Below are 20,592 nucleotides of genomic sequence, written 5' to 3' on the forward strand. Positions count from 1 at the left end.
CAATATATAAAATGTTTTATAAAAAATAGAATGAATGGTTGCCGGTGGCAACCTCATATGATTTATTCTTTATCCAGATGTACATCCATCTGCGGGAACGGAATTTCAACGCCTTCCCTGTTGAAAGCATCGTATATACCATTGATCAGTTCGTTCCTTACAGGCCAGAAATCGGATGTCTTTGTCCATGCACGCAATTGCAGGTTGACCGAAGAATCAGCCAGTTCGGTCGTCACAACCGAAGGTGCTGGATCATCAAGTACAAGTGAATGTCCCTTCATCAGATCCAGTGCCACATTGACCGCTTTACCGACCTCAGTACCGTAACTGACACCCACATCAACACTGATCCTGCGTGTTGGCATGCGGGTTGCATTGATAATAGGACTGCCCCAGACAAGCTTGTTAGGTATGGTTATGAACTGGTTATCAGGTGTCAGAAGCTCGGTAGCCATGATACCCACGGCATCCACGGTACCTGAAAGACCGTCAACAGTCACATACTCCCCCTTATCAAGAGGCCTAAGAGATGCGATCCATACACCGGCAGCCACGTTATTCAGGGAATCCTGCATACCAAAGCCAAGAACCAGTCCTATGACCGCCGAAAGTCCGACGACCACCGAGCTTACGTCAACTCCAAGAGCACTCACAACAGCCAGCAATACCGCAACGTATAGCAACGCCCGCAGAAACCGGACAAGGAACTCGATGATGAGTTCCGGAAGTTTGGTTTTCTTAAGACCGTTCCTGAACATCCCGGAAAGAATCCCCGCAACCACTATTCCGGCGATAAGAACCACCAGTGCGAACAGTACCTGCGACACCGCTATGTCGGTATAAGGTATAGTTTGAGCTAGAATATCCGCCATTTTTACAACTCCACAAACATCCGAAAATGATGTTCTGAAAAGAATTCTGTTCTTATTACATATAATGCTTGGGAAATTTGTCAATAAGTGTATTAGTTACATAGATATTAATATAATAAAATCATAATAAAACTAGATGCCAGGCTGGTTCACAATAGCAAAATGGGAATTCTTCAGGTCAAGACTCAAATTCGATGCAAGATCATCTGCAATGCTCATCATTTCTCTGATACTGGTGGTGCTGGCTTCTGCCTCCGCAGCCCAGACTGAGATGAGCATGAACCAGGAGATCTACAGTATATCCACCACCGAACCCGGACTGGAACATATTCTTGAAAGCGACCAGAGATTTGACACCCGTATCGTTACCGCCTATGAAGCAAGTCAGTTCTACAGATACGGTGACGACCTTACGATCATCGGGAATAACGCATACCTGGCACAGACAAGAAAATCAGCCGCCGCCGGTAGCGCACTTGAAAACACAATCAAGGAATATCGTGAGATAGTACTGAGTTCTTACAATGATGTGAACAACAGTCACCCTGTATGGGTAACAGTCCATGACGTGGAGAGACCCCAGAACTTCCAGCTCCTGAGTGCAGAAGAAACTGCAGGAAGGCTTGAAGCCGGGACAGAGGAAGACGAGGAAAGACAAAGTACTGCATATACTAATGATGAAAACGGCGAGGGAATCACACCAGATACATACAGTTCAGGTTCATCATTCATGCCTCCCGAGGACATAGAAGAACTTGACCAATACCAGGGAAAAACCTTCTTCCAGCGGCAGACGATCTCAACACCAACCCATTTCTCCCCACCGATCCCTTTTACAGCAATCCTGTATGCATTCCTCTTCATATTCCCAATATACTTCGTATCACAATTCTACTCCACCAGTGTCATGGATGAGCGCACCAACAGAAAAGGTGAGCTCATACTCGTAGCACCTCTCAGGGCAAAGGACATCGTTATCGGCAAGACCGTGCCATATCTTCTGGTAACTCTTCTCATACAGGCTGCTATCACTTTCTACATCATGGGAATTCCCACAGCCTTTGAAGGACTCAAGAATGTGTTTCTTATCCTTGCCACCATATTCCCCGTGGTACTGCTGTTCTTCGCACTTTCGTTCTTCGGAGCCATCCTTTCAAGAAGCTTTAAGGAGCTGACATTTGCGAGCGTTTTCCTCTCGGTGGTCATTTCAGGCTACCTGTTCTTCCCGGCCATGTTCACAAATATCCATGCAATAAGTTCCATATCCCCTATCACACTAATCGTCCGCCTGATAGAGGGAGAGAGCATAATGCTTGATACATACATGTTCTCAACCATTCCGTTCTACTTTGTGGGACTGTCAGCATTTGCCTTCGGGACTTTCATTTTCAGGGAAGAGGACCTCTTCACCCAGAAGACAATTAAAGAGAAGATCGTGGATTCCTTCGAGATCTTCCTGTCACACAGGTACGGCTCGGTTTTCCTGCTCAGCATCGTCTTCATACCGTTTGTCTACATGACCCAGTTGATGCTGATAGTCATGCTTTTCAATCTACCTGTACCGTATTCTGTAATAGCTATGATAATATTCTCGGCCATGGCAGAGGAACTTGTCAAATCAGCAGGTATCTACACCTTGTTCAAAAGAAAACTTGCAGATGTCTCTCTGAAGAACGCCGTCAGACTGGCGGTTCTTTCAGGTACGGGTTTCTTTGTGGGTGAGAAGGCGGTTGCTGTGCTGACACTTTCCCCTATAGCCAGTTCGGCCTTTGGTTCTGTCATGACAATGGGCACACTTCTGCTGATCCCGCTCTTACTCCATATATCAACCGCAATGGTCAGTTCACTGGGTATGTATCGTCTGGGAACACGAAGATACTTCATGGCAGTGCTTCTGGCGACCATCGTTCACAGTGCATATAACATGTTCATCCTGAGGGTGATTCTCTTTGGCTAGGTCAGGAAAATCCTATAAGAAGATCAGAGGCATTGCAAGAAAAGAGTTCTCGGAACTCATGCACGAGAAGACGTTCATACTTTCAGTACTGATCCAGCTCTTCATAGCATCCTTTTCTACATTCCTTGTGATCGGACTTACCTCATTCTATGATCCCACTGCAATGGGAGACATGGAACTGCAGGGAACAAAGATAGCCGTTGTGGGAACAGATGATAACGAACTTTACAATCTTCTACAGGAAAGCAAACTCAATACAAAGCTCTACAGTGACCTTACTCCGGCATATACTGACTTTTATGAACGCAGGATGGACGCTATAATAATAATACCGTCCGGACCCCCGCAAGGAGAGGATATACTGAACGTGGAGATATATCTCCCCAAGTCGGAGATAAAATCCACACTTATCTCCATGCAATTAAAAGAACCACTTGAGCAGTTCGAGCAGCAGGTACGCGATATACGCACACAGCGTCTGTCGGGTTATTCACCAATCGATGTGAATATTATAAAAAGAGGCATCAATACCTCTTCCACCTATTTCGAATTTGTCTATGTGGCACTTCTCCCACTGCTTGTATTCACACCTGCATTCATATCAGGCGGACTTATTATCGACTTCATTACGGAAGAATATGAAAGAAAGACAATGGAACTGCTGCTTGCATCCCCAGCATCCCTGCTGGATATCGTTAGTGGTAAGGTCCTGCTTGCAACTGCCATAGTGCCCCTGCAGTCCTTTGCGTGGATGCTGCTACTAAGACTAAACTGGATCAGGATAAGTAATTTCTTCGAGATACTGCTGGTGGTCACAATCATAGGACTGATACTTGTACTTCTGAGCAGCAGCATAGCCCTGACGTTCAAGGACAGGGGCGTCTCCCAGCTACTTTACTCTATGATATTGATCTTTCTCTTTATGGTATCATATCTCTTCACTAATTCACCCCTAAACCTTGTAACACGCCTCTCCATAGAGAGCATAGGTTCAATGGAATCGGGTATATGGATCCTGATCTATTCCCTGGTTGCAGCTGGATTGTATGTTCTTATGAGGGCTACCGTAAGCAAGAATACAATAACATTTAAAAGATAAAAATACATAGATGTTGATAATGGCTGCACGGAAGCTGGCAATCCTGACATTTATTTTACTTATTTTTACATCATCAGCTCATGCTTACGATTTTCGTGACGAGAACATATGGATATTCAAAGGGATGTATGAACTGGGACCCGGAGAGAGAGCAGAGCTGAATGAGTTTACCGTAAAGGCACATACCGTGGATACGGACAGCAACTCAGCCACTTTGCTGTTATACATTAACCGGGATTTCGCGGAATCCTATTATGTGGACACGGGAGCTAACAGTGAACAGATCTATAATGGAGAGCTGAAGATCGATGTCCTGGATATCAGCAATGGCATCGTGTCACTTGAAGTGCACAGGCAGAAGTATGAGAGGGTCTGGATAACAAATCTTGCAAAAACATCCCTTGGGATTGGCAACAGTATTCAGGATGGGGATTACACTGTAAAGCTACAGGATATCACTGAGGAAGGTGCAAAGATAGAAGTCAGAGGCGATGGCGTCACTGATGAAGAAATCTATTCCTCAGGCAACCACAGAAAGTTCTCAGATGAATTCATGGTTCATGTAATCTATGTTAATAAGCGGACACAGGAAGTCTCCATGGAAACACTGAGACCCGGAAAACCGAAGATCAAAATAGACACTGTGACGGATAAGGACAGCTATGAATCAGGAGAGACAATAGATTATCAGTTCATGGTAACCAATAACGGAACCCTTCCGTTGCACGGCCTGATAGTAAGCACAGGTTCCAACGAAGCTGATGTCAGTGAACCAGAGATGCAGCACTCTGAACTTGAACCCACAAAGATAAAAAAATTTATAATACCTATATCAGCACCTGTGACACCTGTTGCAAAAACAGTGAAGATCGAATCCGAGGTAATTGGTTATGATTATAAGGGAAATCCATACTCAGGATCGGGACAAACTGAAGTTCTGATCGAGCCTTATATTTCCGTTGAAAAGAGTGTTGAAATAGTTGAAAAACCCGACAGCAGCGTTCAATCCGGAACTGAGGAATATTTCAGGATCAGCATATCCGTGGAGAATACAGCTGATTTTCCCACAGCAGTAACGGTCAGTGACGTACTTGACCCATCATTGATTCCCTACGACCTGAAAAATACCGAATGGACATTAATGGTGGAAGCAAATTCTGCAAAAGAAATCGAATACCTTGCAAAACCCACATTTCCGGGAAAATATACATTCGAGCAGGCAGTTGTGCAATGGAAGGACGGCGGAAAGGCATATACTGTGAAGTCCGGCCCTGTTGAGGGAGAATACCTGATACACGGTTCAAGGGTCGTAGTGGAAAAATACGTATCACCAAATTACGCACTTCCGGGAAAAGAAGTGGAAGTTACTGTTAACATTATAAATTCCGGCAGCAGGAAAGTAGAAGTCAGACTTTCCGATAGTGTTCCCGGCCAGTTCACAATGGTATCCGGCAGCAACACATGGGAAGGCAGCCTTGATGCAGGTGAATCAGAAGAGATAAAATACGTGCTGGTAACAGAGGCCACCGGAAAACTTGATCTGGGTGCTGCAAGAGTTGATTATACAGACGAGCAGGACCAGAGTGGAAGTTCAAGTTCGGAAAAAACGGTGCTGTATGTGGATGATATGACAGAGAGCATTGTACCGGAAGAAACAGCAGAGACTGTGCAGGAATACGGGGAAGATACAGAAATCCATAATGATGCGAATCCAGCAGATGCAAATCCTGAAGTCGGGCGTGTGGAAGCTGCCGGATTCATGGTATCGTCATTTATCACCCTGTTCTGTATACTCGCGATCATACCGGCAATTGCATATCTATATATAAATAGAGTTTATAAATAATTGGCATAATAAGAGGGTAGCAATGGAATTACTCGCATTTATCGGTTCTGCAATGCTTTTTACAGTATTTGCCCTGACGGTGCTTTTCATTCTGGTGGCAGTGTCGTCCAGACTAGCAATGCTGACCCTGCTGGTCATACCCATACTCGCAGTAATCATATTACCCGGAACAAGCGTAGCATTTCTCTCATACAGGCATTTTTTGTTTGCAGACGGACTTGTGCCGGTGAATAACTTCCACATCCTGCTGGTCATCTGGTCGACCCTGATGGGAATAATAATCTCCACCGAATTCCTTACATGGTATCTTAAAACCGGGAAAAGGAAAAGATCGGGTGAACAGAAGGCAACACAATCCCCTGAAATAAAAAAGATACTCAACGCAGGTGTTCTCAGATTAAGAGCGGTCCTGGCAAAGCGCAACTGACGGGAAAATTCTAATATAGTAGCGGAGAGTAAATTTATTTGGGGGTATGTAGCCTGAAAGATGAAGAAGATATGGCAGCAGAAGATAAAAGGGTTGTTGAAGAAGAAGAAGAAAAACCTGAGCCTTGGAAGTCCGCGTTGTTCTCACTGATATTCCCGGGACTGGGTCAGATCAGAAACAATGATCCCAGAAAGGGACTTCTGTACTTTGCCATTGCATTCACCCTGATACTGACACTGCATCTGGGAGTAACTGCTATCATACTTGCCCTGTTCTGGCTCTATAACATATATGACGCCTACACGGTTGCAAGCAGAAAAGCGGAGGGACCATGACTCTTCCGGAGCATGGTCAGATATCTTAATCTTAAGCCTTCCCTCCTCCGAGAGAATATTCTGACATTACCTTAAGGTATTCTTTATCAACTTCCATTAGCACTGTCTGGAACATTGCCACATGGACCTTTTCCTCCCTGGCCACATCAAGTAAGATCTCCTTGAGGTCCTCACTTTCAGTTAGCGAGGCCATGGACTCATAAAGATTGATGGCATCGAGCTCTGCGATCATGGCAGCTCTCATGATCTCCTTATCAAGGTCCTCTTCATCCACTATTTTGAGATTGACAGGTATTTCCGAAAACATGTCCTGACCTCCGTGTTCACTTTGAGAGTTCTTCGTTGACCTCTTCCTCACCGGCCTTGAGCTCTTCTTCCTGTTGCTTATCTTCCCTCAATAAAAGGGTCTGGAACTCCCCCACATGGGTCTTCTCTTCCAGCGCAACATCCAGAAGCACTCTTTTGACCTCGTCATTTTCGGTCATTTCAGCCATCTGTTCATAAAGGTTGATGGCATCGAGTTCGGCAACTATTGCGGCCCTTAATATCTCTTTGTTGATGTCTTCGGGTTTGACCTTGTCTATATCCGTTGGTATCTTTGACAGCATGGTTTAGTTTCCTCCATTCTTAATTGATATATAGCAGCCGCTAGCGGACAATATATCTAATAGATAGGGCTGCTTGATTCACTCCTATATTTTCAAGGAACACGAATGTATTTATAAATATCGAAGAGGTTTATCCTGATTTTTTAGAGAGAAAAAGCAAATACATGGCTTTGAAATAAACATATCTGCATTGAATCTCTAAAAGTACAGGGTACTGAAAATCGGACAGAAAAGAAAGAGCATAAAATGTATCCGAACTTTAAAAGATATGGAAAAGAGCCATACGATATTGCAGTCATTCACGGAGGACCCGGGGCACCGGGAAGCGTGGCAGAGCTGGCCATGGAGCTTTCAAACAGGTCATCCACCGGAGTACTGGAACCCCTGCAGACCTCAATGAGCATTGACGGACAGATAAGTGAACTGAGAGATATCCTGAAAAGGCACGGTAAACTGCCGGTATCACTGGTCGGGCACTCATGGGGTGCCTGGCTTGCCTTTATGTTTGCAGCACGACATTCAAATTATGTCAAAAAACTCATCCTGGTTGCCAGCGGTCCGTTTGAGGAAAGCTATGCCCCCACAATCATTCAAAAGCGACTGGAACGCATGAGCGAGAACAAAATGGAAGAATATCTTCATCTCAGCGCAAAGATGAGCGATCCCTCTGTAAAGAATAAGAACTATTTTTTTGCAAAATTCGGAAAACTCATATCAGGCGTCGATTCATTCCATCTGTTACCTTTCAAGGAGAACACTGCAGAATTCAGCCACGAGATCAACAGAAGTGTGTGGAATGAAGCCAGTTATCTGAGAAGAAGCGGTAAACTGCTCAGGATGGGAAAAGACATCAGATGTCCTGTGGTGGCAATACACGGCGATCACGATCCACATCCCTTTGAAGGTGTCAGGAAACCGCTGGAGAGAACACTCAGGGATTTCCATTGTGTACTGCTGAAGGACTGCGGACATTACCCCTGGAGAGAAAAATATGCCAGGGAACGCTTTTATGAAATTCTCAGAAGAGAACTGGGACATCTGGAAATGTAATCAGTTCAGAGAAAAAAGTAAAGAATACTACTCTATATTATGATAGTAGTACTCCTTTTTAGCCTTCTGTTCCCTGTCAAGTCTTGAATGAGGCTTGTTGACACGAGGCCGGGACGTATCCTCATCACGCCTGAAGGTGATATCCAGATTTTCAAGGAACTGGTTCATTCCGGCCTGCATACTGGCAGGCTGGTGTGCCTTACCGTAGACCGCAGGCTCACCTTCGAAAACGATCAGACGCTCGCTGAGCATGTCGATCATATAGATATCGTGGTCAACTACCATCGCGGTCTTACTGCTGTTCTCTGCAAATCTCTTGATCACCCTGGTGGTCATTGAACGTTGTTCAACATCCAGGTGTGCGCTTGGCTCGTCGAGAATATACATGTCCGCATCACGGCAGAGACAGGCTGCGATCGCAACCCTCTGTAGCTCTCCACCACTGAGATCTGTCAGGGAGCGTTCATAGAGTTGCTCGAGCTGCAGCGGTTTTGCCACCTCGGACTGGAAGTAGCTCGTATCAAACTTCGAGGAGATGCCACGAAGGAAATACTGTACCTGCAGGGGACTGTCGCCCTTGATGTACTGGGGTTTGTATGATATGGAGATGTCCAGATCAAGTTCGCCTTCATCGGGTTCGATCTCGCCTGCAAGCATTTTGACGAATGTGGACTTACCGATACCGTTTGGACCTACTATACCCAGCACCTCACCTTCTCTCAGGGAGCCCTCTTCTGTTTCAAGGGAGAAAGCCTCATCATAGCTTTTGGAGAAGCTGTTATACTCCACAAGTGTTTCCACATCTGTCTCTTCTCTCGGGGGGTGTACCTCGAACTTGATAGCTTCCGGACGGATACGCACGTTCTCCTCGGGCAGATAACCCTTAAGATACTGGTTGATTCCGATACGTACACCCTTCGGATAGGTTATCACACCATAGGCACCGGGCTGACCGTAGGCCACATGTACCACATCTGCAAGCATGTCAAGTATCGCAAGGTCGTGCTCTACCACCAGCACCGCCTTTTCCTCTGCCATTTCCTGTATGAGCTGGGCGGAATTGATACGCTGGTAGATATCAAGGTAGGGGCTTATCTCGTCAAAGAAATAGAAATCCGCATCCTTGGCTGCACAGGCAGCAATGGCAACCCTCTGGAGTTCTCCTCCACTGAGCTCTGTGATCTTCCTGTCGATTATGTGGGACAGGTCAAGTCTCTCGACCAGCTCGTCAAGAACACCACGCTCATCGGTCTTCTCTAGAAGTTCACTTGTCTTGCCTTTGAATGCCTTTGGGATCAGGTCCACGTACTGTGGTTTCTGTGAGACCTTGATATTACCATCCACCACATCACTGAAATAATCATAAAGAACCGTGCCGGAGTAATATTCAAGCACTCTTTCCCAGTTACCTTCACCCTCACCGAAGTTGGGTACGAGGGTTCCGGAGAGTATCTGTACGGCTGTACTTTTACCGATACCGTTCGGACCAAGGATACCTGTCACCCTGCCTACCTGCGGGACCGGAAGCCCGTAAAGTGCAAAGGCATTCGGACCGTACCTGTGTGTGGGTTCCGTGAGCTCTTCCGGAAGGCCTATGATCATGATGGCATCGAACGGACATTTGTTGATACAGATACCACAGCCCACGCAGAGTTCTTCGGAGATGGACGGTTTTCCGTCTTCCTGGAAAACAATGGTCTCATCACCGGTCCTCACTCTGGGACAGTACTTTTCACATTCGTGACTGCAACGTCTTGGCTGGCATCTGTCTTTGTTCAGTATGGCTATTCGCATGTAAGATCCCTGTCAATAAAAATGAAAGTAATGAAAAAAGATATCAATTCAGAAGCAGTGTCCATGTCACCAGACAGAAGTCAATGACTATGAACTCCACATAGAACCAGTCCTTAAAACCGAATTCTTTGGTGTTTATCTTGATCAGCGGGAAGATCACCCTCTGGATATAGTACGCAAATCCCGCAACTATGATCAGTACGGCATACCATACAGTATCGGTCCCCGCTCCATAGACCAAATTGGCAACAATACCGGCTACGATACCTAGCAGAGCTGCAACTGCGGTCTTGATGATACCTTCTACATGTGCCTTTTTTCTCTCTTCGGGAGTTTTTGGCTTATAGGCAACCTTTCCGACAGTCTCAACCTGTTCGGTTTCAGAGGCTTCGGCGGCCTTTTTCTTAGAAGCAGCCTTAGGTTGTTTTTTCTTGGACGGTTTTGGCAATTGATAATCTCCTGAATAATTGGATATCCGGGTACTATAAAAAACTGTTAGTTATATAAAGTTTTATCCTGCATACAGGACACTACTAGATAAACTCATTGCTCAGAACATTGTTTATTTTGTCAATTGCAATTGCATTGAATCCCTGAGAGTTCAGATGGCCGGCAAACTTTCCGGGCCTGTGTCCTCCGGGATGATAGACCACTGTAAATTCCGGATCAAGTTGGTGGACCATTGATGTCAGTCCCCGTGCATCCAGATGGTCGCTTATCTGAATGGCAGGATAGCGATAGTCAGCTCTGCCCGTCATGACAAACTTAGCCATATCCGATGGCAGTTTATCAAGATCCCAGGGTGGTACGATGCAGACGGAATCCCCGCATGATTCACCGATACATGCGAGTTCACCTGCATCATCAAGCAGGGAGCGTGTCAGTTGCAGGGATTTCTCTTCCATTTCCACGGCCCCGTCGTAGCCGCAGCTGCGCATCAGTTCCACAGCCCGCTGGGCCTTGCCGAAAGCATAGGCTCCAAAGGCAACACAGCTGTTATCCTCCAGCGCAGAGGAGAATCCCTGGATATCATCATCAAAATAACAAGTGGTATCCCCGGGATCCCCGTAGTTGGCCTCGGTTATGAGTACATCACACTCCGGAAGCTGCGAGGCATCCTTTACATCACCTGTGACAAGTATGCGGGTTCCCACATCATTTTCCCAGTAGAAGGCACTTGAACCCACGGTATGAAAATTAGGGAATGTACTGACCTTGACACCATTGACCTCAATGGAAGCACCAAGTTCCACGGTCCTGCCCTTATAGTCCCTGTCATGCCGGATCTCAAGGGCATGGGCGGTCTTCCCTGTGCATATGGAACGATCTGAAAGCATTGCAGATTTGCCGTTATGATCGGAATGTGCATGAGTGATAAGATAGGCATCAGGTTGCGGATACTTCGCAGGGGTCCTTGTCGTATCTATGGAGAATGTGACCAGTTCGTCTTCCCCGGACCTAAACTTTACAGACAGATGTGGCTTGAAGGAACCTCTCGAGTTCTTCTGCCTGAAAACCATGATCCCAAGGTCGACCATTTCCTGCAATATCCTTATCCCTCGGACAGGGATTAATCTCAAAGTATATACATGTTTTTCAGGAAAAAAGTCTGAATAAAGTGAATAAGAAAAACGGAAGGAAAGAAAAGAAAGATGAAAGCACTTAGAGTACTTTCTTGAGTTCCTCGATCAGGATACCGGCAGTGGTCACGCCTGTAAAGCGTTTGACTGCCTCTCCGTCCTTCACTATAATGAGTGTCGGAACAGCCTGTATGCCATATTTTGCAGCCATTTCCTGATTCTGATCCACATCAATGACCTTTACATCAACCTGGTCTCCGAACTCTTCCTTTACCTTATCAAGGAAAGGCTTCTGCATCTTGCAGGGTCCGCACCATGTTGCACTGAAATCCAATAATTCCGGTTTGCTCATATTAACACCTTTTCTTTTGAATGAAAAATGATCTATTGATTTAATTATCTTTTCGGTATCCTTTAGCAGGAAACATGCTTCCGCCACCCTCCCCCGAGGGCGCGGGCTGTTTGCACCGGTAATGCATGCCTTACACACAACCTTTGTGCTTATAATATAAATAATTTACTATGTGGCCTGAAAAATACCATTCAAAGTTTTCTTATTTTAGTGGTCAGATCCAGAGGCTTTGAATAATAAAGAGAACTCGTCACGATAAAATCCACATGTTTTGCATACTCGGAAACCATTTTAAGATCAATACCGCCGACCCCGATCTCAATGTGCGGATTCACGGACCGAAGTTCCGGCACGAGGGTTTCCAGCTCTTCAGGACTGTAATGGTCCAGAAGCAGTACATCCGCAAGGGGAGCGTATTTGAAGGCCTCCTCCCGGGTCCTTGGTTCAATCTCGACCTTTTTCATGGCCCGAAGTTTTCCGAAATCTCCGGCCACGTTGAAATGATTCTGTGTGACAAGGATGGAATCACTGAGGGAGTTGCGATGATGCTGGCCTCCTCCGGTCTTTACGGCCTTGAGCTCGTATTTCCGGAATCCCGGATGTGTCTTCCTGCTGGTTGCAATTTCCACACCTGCATTGACCTTATGAGCAAGTTCAACGGCAATGCGGGTATTGGAAGCTATGGCACATACCAGTGAGAGAAATGTCTGGGACACGCGCCAGAGTTTAAAAAGCACCGGCAGCTCACCCTGAGCTTCGAATATCACATCATTGGGATAGAACTCAGCACCGTTATCGGGACACGTGACAACTTCCAGACCCTTCTTTTTATAGAAGTCAGCCAGGTCATCCATACATGCAGCAACCCCGTGTTCCCGGGAAATTATCCGCAGCCTGCCATTGCCCTGAATATCCAGAAGTTCTGTGGTCTCATCACCGTACGGGCAGTCCTCCGAAAGGTAAAGCTCAAAAAAATCCATCATGTTGTCACCCTGATGATATTAGTTATGGTGCATACTTCATAACTATTGCTATAGTTTTAAAGGGAGGAAAAAAAGAGGAAAGAAAAATCATTCCTCCAGAGTTGAAACATCCCCGGGATCCATGCCAAGCTCCTGTGCTTTGAGCACCCTGCGCATGATCTTTCCGCTGCGGGTCTTGGGAAGAGAGTCCACGAACTCTATTTCCGAAGGCATGGCGATGGGGCCCAGGTTCATCCTCACATGATACAGCAGATCAAGTTTCAGCTTCTCAGCGGGCTCGTAACCCATGCGGAGTATAATGAAAGCCTTGATGGAATCACCCTTGAGCGGATCAGGTTTTCCGATAACTGCGGCTTCAGCAACCACCTCATGGGACACAAGGGCACTTTCCACTTCCGCACTGCCGATATTGTGCCCGGCTACGATCAGCACATCATCCGAACGTCCGAGTATCATGATATAGCCGTCCTCATCCTTTACCGCAAGGTCACCGGCTGCATAGTAGTTGTTGATGGAGTTCCAGTACTGGCGGTATCTCTCATCGTTGTTGTAAACGGTCCTCATCATGGACGGCCATGGTTCCTTTATTACCAGGAAACCGCCAGTCCCGGGAGGCACCGGCTCACCGTTCTCATCCACCACATCGGCAACTATTCCGGGTACGGGCCTGCCCGCAAATCCGGGCTTCATTGGCTCGCCCACCGCAGTTGTGAGCATATGCATACCCGTTTCGGTCTGCCACCAGGTATCCAGTATCGGACACTTCTCCTTTCCGATTACACGGTAGTACCATTCGAAGGCCTCCGGATTGAGAGGTTCGCCCACAGAACCCAGTACCCGGAGGGAGCCCAGGTTATATTTGTTCGGCCACTCCTCACCCAGCTTCATGAACATGCGGATAGCCGTGGGTGCGGTGTAGAAGACCGTAACGTCAAACTCCTCGATCATATCCCACCAGACACCCGGATCCGGATAATCAGGTGTTGTCTCGGAGATCAGGATCGTAGCGCCCATTGCAAGCGGACCGTAGACTATGTAACTGTGACCTGTGATCCAGCCGGGGTCTGCAGTACACCACATAACATCCCCCTCTTTGAGGTCGAACATGTTTTTCGTGGTATAGTATGTGCCCACCATATATCCTCCGCAGGCATGGACAATTCCCTTTGCAGGACCTGTGGTACCACTTGTATAGAGAATGAAGAGAGGGTCTTCGGCATCCATGACCTCAGGCTCGCATTCCTTCTCCACGCCTTCCATGATCTCGTAGAAATCAACCTCGATCTCCGAGAAGAGCTCCATCTGTGGCTTCATCCTTCTGAGAACGACGATCTTCTCAACGCTTGAAGAACCTACTACGGCTTCGTCGACAATGGATTTCAGGTCCAGGCGTTTACCACGTCTGAGGCTTGCATCTGCTGTGACTACTATCTTTGCCTGTGCATCCTTTATCCTGGAGCGCAGGGCATTGGAGCCGAAACCTCCGAAGACGACACTGTGTACCGCACCTATACGGGCACATGCGAGCATTGCAATTATCTGCTCTGGAACAAGGGGCATATAGATACACACCCGGTCACCTCTTCCAACTCCCAGGGACTTGAGTCCGTTTGCAAACCTCATAACCTCACGGTAAAGCTGACGATATGTTATCACCTGCTCTTCTCCGTCATCCCCAACCCATATGAGAGCTACCTTGTTCTTTCTCCCGTTGAACACATGCCGGTCCAGGCAATTGCAGGTAATGTTCATTTTGGCGTTGACGAACCATTTTGCATAAGGGTGCTCCCATTCTCTTACACGGTCCCATTTCTCAAACCATTCGAGTTCCTCCGCAACCTTCTCCCAGTGAGCCTCCGGGTCTTTTACGGATTCATCATAGGCCTTTTCATAATCCCCCATCCATGAGTCTTCCTTTACGGAAGGGTCCGGAAGGTAACTCTTTGTATCCAGTTTGACATCAAAGTTATCAGACATTTACACTCCTTTCCTAACTATTAATGATTATATATCTCACAAGACCCGACCTTGTTTCAGGTCGATCGAACTTAACTCAGAAACCACTCAACAAAGCCTGCATAGGAATGCATTTCAGCTCAATGTATTGTTATTGGTGGATACTGAAAAGGAAGAGATAATGAAACCAGAGGTTAATAGTTCCCATCCATCATGTATAATCATGATATTAGTATAAACCTATTTTGGTCATTGGATAAAAATTACACAGGATAGGCTCAGAAGAAAGTAACTGAAATATAAAGAAAAGATAAGAAAAGACAGGAAAAAAGAGATCAGGCTGAGAGTGCCAGTATGGCTTCCGCCAGGTCACCGTTGGCATTCTTCAGTGCTTCTCTTGCCTCGTCTTCTGAGACGCCGGTCTGTTCTGCTACCAGCCTTACATCGTCGTCAGGTACTTCAACTTCCCTGGCAACCTCTTCCGGGGTACCGACTATCTGATAGGTATCCGTACCCTGTGCTGTCATGATGGATACGTTTGCATCATTGAACACAATGTCCTTATCAGGAGTTCTAATGATGACCTGTTCAACATCGTTGACTTCTTTGATGTCTATACCCATCTGTTTCATCATTTGCTTGACTTTTGCAGGGTTCATTCCCCTGCCGCCGATTCCCGGAAACATATAATCACCTTGTAGCAATAATTGAATTTTACTATTTAAGTATTCTTATGCTCTTCTGACTGTGCTTAAGAGCAACCGCCACCACATGATCCGCATGCGTTTGCTGAAGAAGAGTTATCGATAACGAAACCCTTGCCCTGTGGTCCGTCCACATAGTCAATGGTTGCGGAGGAGAGACCTTCCACGTCATTCTTGTTCATAACGATCTTAAGGCCGTTTACTTCCTCAGTAACGTCTTCTTCTTCGCTGATCTCATTTTCCAGTGACATTCCGTACTGAACACCACAGCAGCTCATTCCTGCTATGAATATCCTTAATGAATGGTCCTGTTTGTCCTGCTCCTCGAGCAATGATTTTAATTCTGCTGCTGCTTTCTCACTTACTTCTACCATATTTATTCCTCTTTGTCTATACCACAAGGTGATTTAAGCCGGTAATCCCTTATATGGGTTTTTGATATATAAAATATTCGCACATGTACGAACGAATATCTGAAGTCTTGAAAGGACGATTATACGAACTCTGCATCATCATCCACAGGATTTCGCAACACTTCCGAATTGTAAGCATTTATCTCAACGGAATTGCGAGGTCCTTTGACCTCCCATACGGGTACATAGACCAGCTGTACATTTAGCTCGATATCATCGGGTGCAGGCTTAAATCTCTTGTGCTCGGATATGATCGCCTCGCCCTGGGTGGCATCAAAGCGCAGGTCCTTTGTGTGCTCGTCGATAATGCCATCAAGAAGCTCCTTTTTCGCTTCCTCCTCAACTGTCTGAGGGTGCTTTACCTCATAACGTACATCCGGAATTGCAACCGTCTCACGCACATCATGCAGTGATATCTGTTCGTTGTTACCATTCAGAGCATTCACACAACCCGAACCTTCGCCTGATATATCCACTATCTTGGACCTGTACCTCTGCTCGGTACTAAGGTTATAGTCATATTTCCAGAAAGGCACAAGTTTGAGCATTATGTCCTTATAATCATAGACATAGGACCTTGCGGTAGAGATGGCATGTTCCTTTGTCATATTCACAGGAACAGCCTTAAGGTTGAGTAATATGCTGTCTGCCGGCAGAGCTTTTTCTGGAACTTCGGTCTGCTGACTTTGCTCCCTGACAGGAGCACTGGCTATTACCGGCTCACGTGAAGGCTCAGAATAGCGTGAAAGAACGGAGCCTTCAGATGCAGGTGCAGGTTCTTCTGCCTTGTAAGCTGTACCGTTCCCGAAAATAGATTCGATAGCCACCTTTGCAATCTCATCGGCACTCTGAGGAGTGACAGTTTTTGCAATGGGCGCTGCAGCAACCACTCTTTTCCTGGCAGGACTGTCCAGCAGGTCCAGATCCATGGCATTGCCTTCAATATCAGCCACAACAGCCCTGCCTATCTGCAGGGACATGTCATCACGATCCCATACCTTCAGGCCTGCTTCTTCAGCATATTGAAGCATATCAGCGTCTGTCCTGTCTGTTATAATGTACAATCCCTCGCCATCTGTCATCTGGTTGGCAAAGTTCTTTATCTCCACCGAATCCGGATTTGAAGATAATTTGACGTACGTTCTCTGACCGTTCTTCTCAGCGATAAAATCATGCTTATGAGAATCCGTAACACTGTAACCAGCCGAGGAGAATATATCCCTCAAGATGCGCACTAAATCTTGTTTCATGAAAATCAGTATCCCCTGTTTTGCACAAATAAAATAGCCGTCATAAAATAAAAAGATAAGCAATAAACCTATCTGTTAAAAAAAATAAAATCTGCAGGGTCCTTTTCAGAGTACCCGTGTAGTGGTTTCAAGCTCAATTCCCTTGTTAGTGATAATGTATGATATCGTCCTGTTGGGAACGATCATCCCGCGCATCTTCCGGATCATGATGGTGCGCTCGATCTCACTGCCGCGTTCCTTGAGCCTGAACTCGATGACACCGTCACATATGTGCTTGAGATTGTTCTCGGTAATTGCATCATGCATGCCGCTGGTCATGAGTATGAGCTGGATGGCTCCCGTTGCCTTGCCAACGGAAGATACTATCTCTATGGCCTCCACGACAGTATTGAGATCATATGCACGCAGGAAATAGGAGATCGAATCGACCACACCACGGTACTTGTTCTCTCTTTTGTACATGACCGTGGATTTGAGCAGGTTCAGGGAATCAGTCCCTTTTTTCAGGAAATCCTTTGCAGAAAGATTACTTGTGAACTCTTTGGGAAGCACATTGTAGAACCTGGGACCGTAAGCATCGATAAACTGGAGACTGCCGTTCTCGATGTGCTTTCCTACTTCCCATTTGTGATCCTCCATTTCATGAATGATCTCGGATACGGGGTGTTCTGAAGAGAAATAATAGACATCCTCATTGTTCAGGAGCCCTCCGTAGACGAACTGCTTTGCGAACATCTCCGAATTTGCTCCAGGCTCTCCCAGTGCAAGTATTGTCGTGCCTGGAGGAACACCTCCTCCAAGCTGTACATCCAATCCGCTTATACCGGTGGGAATACGATATCCTCCGGTTCCATCGAAACTATAATCCATGTTTTCACCCTCTGTAAATGTAATCGGTAAACTTACATCTATAATTATGTAGTAATTATATTTATATTGATAGATAATAGACTTTTATAGTATATATCAATTAGTGATTGCTGTTAATTAAAAATCTTAAGAGAACACCGGTGACACCATGATAGATCTGGATGAGCTGAAGTATGATGATAATGGCCTGATACAGGCAATTGCGCAGGACAATGATACAAAAGAAGTGCTTATGTCCGCTTTTATGAACAGGGAAGCACTCGAGAAGACCATTGAGACAGGAATAGTCCACTACTGGAGCCGCAGCCGTGGCAAACTCTGGAAAAAAGGAGAGAGCTCCGGCCATATGCAGGATGTAAAAGCAATCTACATCGACTGCGACATGGATGCGGTCCTGATCATGGTCGAGCAGGAAGGCGGCGCATGCCACACAGGCTACAGATCATGTTTTTACCGCACGATCGAAGGAGATGTAACAGGGAAGAAAATATTTGACCCTGAAGACGTGTACTGATATTTTTGATGCGGCCCGGGAAAATATCTACCGGTGGTGCCACTACCGGCTTACCGGGGTCGCAACTGAATTATAGAATCCACTTCATAGAGCTCATTATGATAGAAGGTAGCAAGGACGGACAGAAAGTCGTCCCTGATACGAGTTCAGTTATAGATGCGATCATTTCTGAAGGCGTGAAAAGGGGAGATTTCAAGGGTTCCAGTATAGTTATTCCCGAAGCCGTGGTGGCGGAGCTTGAAGCACAGGCAAACCGCGGACTTGAGATCGGGTTCGAGGGACTCGAGGAGTTGCAGAGACTGCAGGATCTGGCAAACGAGAACAGGATCAAGCTTTTCTTCCATGGTAAAAGACCGAACCTCGACCAGGTAAAACTTGCCAGGGGTGGGGAGATCGATTCCCTGATACGTGAAACGGCAATCGAGCTTGGAGCGAAGTTCATTACAGGTGACAGGATACAGTCCATGGTCGCAAAGGCTATGGGCATAGATGTGGAATTTGTCAAGCCCGAACCAAAGGACCCGGAGCCCCTGAGCATAGAGAAGTTCTTCACACCGGATACCATGTCGGTCCACCTTAAGAACAGAGTCCCTCCCATGGCAAAGAAAGGCTCCATAGGGGACGTAAGATACGTCAAGATAGGCGATGTACCCAGCACTTACGGAGAACTGAAGGATATGTCAAGAGAGCTGCTTGACAGGGCACGCTCGGACCATAACTCTTTCTTCGAGCTCTCCTTCAGCGGGGCATCGGTATTGCAGATAGGCAATATGAGAATAGCCATTGCAAATCCCCCGTTCTCCGATGATTTCGAAATAACCGCAGTGCGTCCTGTGGCATCGGTATCACTGGAACAGTACCGCCTGAGCGATAAGCTCAAGGAGAGAATACGCGACCAGAGAGGAATTCTTATCTCAGGACCTCCCGGTGCAGGAAAATCCACTTTTGCCGCTGGTGTGGCAACTTACCTGAACAATAAGGGATTTGTTGTCAAGACCATGGAATCCCCCAGGGACCTGCAGGTACCGAACGAGATAACCCAGTATGCACCCCTTGATGACAGCCTGGAGAACACCGCGGACGTGCTCCTGCTTGTACGCCCGGACTATACGATCTACGATGAGGTACGCAAGACAAAGGACTTTGAGATATTCTCGGACATGAGGCTTGCAGGTGTTGGAATGATAGGAGTCGTGCATGCCAACCGGGCCGTGGATGCTATCCAGAGACTTATCGGCAGGGTTGAGCTTGGTGTGATACCCCAGGTCGTTGATACTGTGATCTTCATCGATAAAGGAGAGGTTGCCAAGGTGCAGATCCTCCAGTTCACCGTGAAAGTGCCAGCAGGCATGATGGAGCAGGATCTTGCAAGACCCGTCATCCTGATATCGGACTTTGAGACAGGAAAGAGCGAGTTCGAGATATACACATACGGCGAGCAGGTCGTTGTGATGCCCCTGGGAGAGGAGCAGGAGAGAAAACCATCCTGGAAACTTGCAGAGGGAGAGGTTCAGGAAGTGCTGGAGGACTATGCCAGCGGTCCCGTCAGCGTAGAGATGGTCTCGGACAGCCGGGCGCTGGTCAAGGTACGTGAAAAGGACCTGCCCCGCATTATAGGCAAGGGCGGCAGCACCATTGATGACATCGAGAGGATGCTAGGTATCCACATTGACGTACGCAGGTCCGATGAGAAGGAGCAAAAGAAGCAGGGTGAAGAAAAGGAGATTAAGCCCCAGCGACCCATTATAGAGCGTACCGACAGGCACGTGATCCTCAATGTTCCCGAACTGGCGGCACAGGATGTGGAAATATACGCAGGGGACAGGTTCCTGTTCTCGGCAACCGTGGGACGTCATGGTGATATCAAGGTCAGGAACGATTCCACTGTAGCAGAAAGTGTGCTGGATGCGGTTGAGGAAGGCGAGACCGTGACAGTGCATATGATGTGAACTTTTGGATTTTGGTTATCTGCCCGGCCTGAA

The 20,592-nt window shown here is 46.7% G+C and carries 21 protein-coding genes; 8 read left to right on the top strand and 13 right to left on the bottom strand.

Annotation, left to right across the window (positions count from 1 at the left end; genetic code table 11):
- Positions 1-62: 62 nt before the first annotated feature.
- Complete coding sequence (locus tag HWN40_RS12780; RefSeq protein WP_176966089.1) at positions 63-872, bottom strand: mechanosensitive ion channel family protein; 810 nt, start codon at positions 870-872, stop codon at positions 63-65.
- Positions 873-1,008: 136 nt separating this feature from the next.
- Between HWN40_RS12780 and HWN40_RS12785 the strand changes: the two genes are divergently transcribed.
- The 5 genes from HWN40_RS12785 to HWN40_RS12805 all read left to right on the top strand — a co-directional run bounded on the left by HWN40_RS12785 (position 1,009) and on the right by HWN40_RS12805 (position 6,536).
- Complete coding sequence (locus HWN40_RS12785) at positions 1,009-2,829, top strand: ABC transporter permease (protein ID WP_176966090.1); 1,821 nt, start codon at positions 1,009-1,011, stop codon at positions 2,827-2,829.
- Entirely contained in the window at positions 2,822-3,928 is a 1,107-nt protein-coding gene (locus HWN40_RS12790) for an ABC transporter permease (RefSeq protein ID WP_176966091.1), read from the top strand. Before HWN40_RS12785 ends, HWN40_RS12790 begins: the two co-directional genes overlap by 8 nt.
- 19 nt (positions 3,929-3,947) lie before the next feature.
- Positions 3,948-5,774: a DUF11 domain-containing protein gene (locus tag HWN40_RS12795; protein ID WP_176966092.1), complete on the top strand. Its 1,827-nt coding sequence runs from the start codon at positions 3,948-3,950 to the stop codon at positions 5,772-5,774.
- Positions 5,775-5,796: 22 nt separating this feature from the next.
- Positions 5,797-6,201, top strand: a complete 405-nt coding sequence (locus tag HWN40_RS12800) for a hypothetical protein (RefSeq protein ID WP_176966093.1) — start codon at positions 5,797-5,799, stop codon at positions 6,199-6,201.
- Between the two features lie 71 nt (positions 6,202-6,272).
- On the top strand, positions 6,273-6,536 hold the full coding sequence (locus HWN40_RS12805; RefSeq protein WP_246275927.1) for a hypothetical protein: 264 nt from the start codon (positions 6,273-6,275) through the stop codon (positions 6,534-6,536).
- Between the two features lie 31 nt (positions 6,537-6,567).
- Here the strand turns inward: HWN40_RS12805 and HWN40_RS12810 are convergent, their stop codons facing one another.
- Entirely contained in the window at positions 6,568-6,843 is a 276-nt protein-coding gene (locus HWN40_RS12810; protein WP_176966094.1) for a ferritin family protein, read from the bottom strand.
- Between the two features lie 16 nt (positions 6,844-6,859).
- The gene (locus HWN40_RS12815; protein ID WP_176966095.1) at positions 6,860-7,144 is read right to left on the bottom strand and encodes a ferritin family protein; all 285 of its coding nucleotides are present in this window, start codon (positions 7,142-7,144) and stop codon (positions 6,860-6,862) included.
- A gap of 246 nt (positions 7,145-7,390) precedes the next feature.
- Here HWN40_RS12815 and HWN40_RS12820 point away from each other — a divergent pair, with 246 nt between their 5' ends.
- On the top strand, positions 7,391-8,194 hold the full coding sequence (locus HWN40_RS12820; RefSeq protein WP_176966096.1) for an alpha/beta fold hydrolase: 804 nt from the start codon (positions 7,391-7,393) through the stop codon (positions 8,192-8,194).
- A gap of 27 nt (positions 8,195-8,221) precedes the next feature.
- Here the strand turns inward: HWN40_RS12820 and HWN40_RS12825 are convergent, their stop codons facing one another.
- The 10 genes from HWN40_RS12825 to HWN40_RS12870 all read right to left on the bottom strand — a co-directional run bounded on the left by HWN40_RS12825 (position 8,222) and on the right by HWN40_RS12870 (position 18,096).
- On the bottom strand, positions 8,222-9,988 hold the full coding sequence (locus HWN40_RS12825; protein WP_176966097.1) for a ribosome biogenesis/translation initiation ATPase RLI: 1,767 nt from the start codon (positions 9,986-9,988) through the stop codon (positions 8,222-8,224).
- 43 nt (positions 9,989-10,031) lie between these two features.
- Positions 10,032-10,436 (bottom strand): EMC6-like membrane protein, encoded by a 405-nt coding sequence (locus HWN40_RS12830; protein ID WP_176966098.1) that lies wholly within the window; start codon positions 10,434-10,436, stop codon positions 10,032-10,034.
- Between the two features lie 85 nt (positions 10,437-10,521).
- The gene (locus HWN40_RS12835; RefSeq protein ID WP_176966426.1) at positions 10,522-11,526 is read right to left on the bottom strand and encodes an MBL fold metallo-hydrolase; all 1,005 of its coding nucleotides are present in this window, start codon (positions 11,524-11,526) and stop codon (positions 10,522-10,524) included.
- Between the two features lie 124 nt (positions 11,527-11,650).
- Complete coding sequence (locus tag HWN40_RS12840; RefSeq protein WP_281361439.1) at positions 11,651-11,956, bottom strand: thioredoxin family protein; 306 nt, start codon at positions 11,954-11,956, stop codon at positions 11,651-11,653.
- A gap of 155 nt (positions 11,957-12,111) precedes the next feature.
- Positions 12,112-12,903 (bottom strand): beta/alpha barrel domain-containing protein, encoded by a 792-nt coding sequence (locus tag HWN40_RS12845; RefSeq protein ID WP_176966100.1) that lies wholly within the window; start codon positions 12,901-12,903, stop codon positions 12,112-12,114.
- Between the two features lie 87 nt (positions 12,904-12,990).
- On the bottom strand, positions 12,991-14,880 hold the full coding sequence (acs, locus tag HWN40_RS12850) for an acetate--CoA ligase (protein WP_176966101.1): 1,890 nt from the start codon (positions 14,878-14,880) through the stop codon (positions 12,991-12,993).
- Between the two features lie 314 nt (positions 14,881-15,194).
- Positions 15,195-15,545, bottom strand: coding sequence for a nascent polypeptide-associated complex protein (locus HWN40_RS12855; protein ID WP_176966102.1), 351 nt, complete (start codon positions 15,543-15,545; stop codon positions 15,195-15,197).
- A 65-nt stretch (positions 15,546-15,610) separates the two neighbouring features.
- Entirely contained in the window at positions 15,611-15,937 is a 327-nt protein-coding gene (locus HWN40_RS12860; protein WP_176966103.1) for a HesB/IscA family protein, read from the bottom strand.
- 119 nt (positions 15,938-16,056) lie between these two features.
- Positions 16,057-17,226 (bottom strand): hypothetical protein, encoded by a 1,170-nt coding sequence (locus tag HWN40_RS12865; protein ID WP_176966104.1) that lies wholly within the window; start codon positions 17,224-17,226, stop codon positions 16,057-16,059.
- Positions 17,227-17,331: 105 nt separating this feature from the next.
- On the bottom strand, positions 17,332-18,096 hold the full coding sequence (locus HWN40_RS12870) for an RAD55 family ATPase (protein ID WP_176966105.1): 765 nt from the start codon (positions 18,094-18,096) through the stop codon (positions 17,332-17,334).
- A 148-nt stretch (positions 18,097-18,244) separates the two neighbouring features.
- Here HWN40_RS12870 and hisI point away from each other — a divergent pair, with 148 nt between their 5' ends.
- Complete coding sequence (hisI, locus tag HWN40_RS12875) at positions 18,245-18,610, top strand: phosphoribosyl-AMP cyclohydrolase (protein WP_176966106.1); 366 nt, start codon at positions 18,245-18,247, stop codon at positions 18,608-18,610.
- A 98-nt stretch (positions 18,611-18,708) separates the two neighbouring features.
- Complete coding sequence (locus tag HWN40_RS12880) at positions 18,709-20,559, top strand: PINc/VapC family ATPase (protein ID WP_176966107.1); 1,851 nt, start codon at positions 18,709-18,711, stop codon at positions 20,557-20,559.
- Positions 20,560-20,592: the final 33 nt, after the last annotated feature.

The organism is Methanolobus zinderi (genome assembly GCF_013388255.1).
Lineage (GTDB): Archaea > Halobacteriota > Methanosarcinia > Methanosarcinales > Methanosarcinaceae > Methanolobus > Methanolobus zinderi.

Bases quoted from the DNA above. Each gene is read 5' to 3' on its own strand.
- HWN40_RS12835 (WP_176966426.1), bottom strand. From the start codon at position 11,526: ATGGTCGACCTTGGGATCATGGTTTTCAGGCAGAAGAACTCGAGAGGT.
- HWN40_RS12845 (WP_176966100.1), bottom strand. From the start codon at position 12,903: ATGATGGATTTTTTTGAGCTTTACCTTTCGGAGGACTGCCCGTACGGT.
- HWN40_RS12825 (WP_176966097.1), bottom strand. From the start codon at position 9,988: ATGCGAATAGCCATACTGAACAAAGACAGATGCCAGCCAAGACGTTGC.
- HWN40_RS12860 (WP_176966103.1), bottom strand. From the start codon at position 15,937: ATGGTAGAAGTAAGTGAGAAAGCAGCAGCAGAATTAAAATCATTGCTC.
- HWN40_RS12795 (WP_176966092.1), top strand. From the start codon at position 3,948: ATGGCTGCACGGAAGCTGGCAATCCTGACATTTATTTTACTTATTTTT.
- acs (WP_176966101.1), bottom strand. From the start codon at position 14,880: ATGTCTGATAACTTTGATGTCAAACTGGATACAAAGAGTTACCTTCCG.
- HWN40_RS12780 (WP_176966089.1), bottom strand. From the start codon at position 872: ATGGCGGATATTCTAGCTCAAACTATACCTTATACCGACATAGCGGTG.
- HWN40_RS12865 (WP_176966104.1), bottom strand. From the start codon at position 17,226: ATGAAACAAGATTTAGTGCGCATCTTGAGGGATATATTCTCCTCGGCT.
- HWN40_RS12870 (WP_176966105.1), bottom strand. From the start codon at position 18,096: ATGGATTATAGTTTCGATGGAACCGGAGGATATCGTATTCCCACCGGT.
- HWN40_RS12800 (WP_176966093.1), top strand. From the start codon at position 5,797: ATGGAATTACTCGCATTTATCGGTTCTGCAATGCTTTTTACAGTATTT.
- HWN40_RS12785 (WP_176966090.1), top strand. From the start codon at position 1,009: ATGCCAGGCTGGTTCACAATAGCAAAATGGGAATTCTTCAGGTCAAGA.
- HWN40_RS12820 (WP_176966096.1), top strand. From the start codon at position 7,391: ATGTATCCGAACTTTAAAAGATATGGAAAAGAGCCATACGATATTGCA.
- HWN40_RS12880 (WP_176966107.1), top strand. From the start codon at position 18,709: ATGATAGAAGGTAGCAAGGACGGACAGAAAGTCGTCCCTGATACGAGT.
- HWN40_RS12805 (WP_246275927.1), top strand. From the start codon at position 6,273: ATGGCAGCAGAAGATAAAAGGGTTGTTGAAGAAGAAGAAGAAAAACCT.
- hisI (WP_176966106.1), top strand. From the start codon at position 18,245: ATGATAGATCTGGATGAGCTGAAGTATGATGATAATGGCCTGATACAG.
- HWN40_RS12815 (WP_176966095.1), bottom strand. From the start codon at position 7,144: ATGCTGTCAAAGATACCAACGGATATAGACAAGGTCAAACCCGAAGAC.
- HWN40_RS12810 (WP_176966094.1), bottom strand. From the start codon at position 6,843: ATGTTTTCGGAAATACCTGTCAATCTCAAAATAGTGGATGAAGAGGAC.
- HWN40_RS12855 (WP_176966102.1), bottom strand. From the start codon at position 15,545: ATGTTTCCGGGAATCGGCGGCAGGGGAATGAACCCTGCAAAAGTCAAG.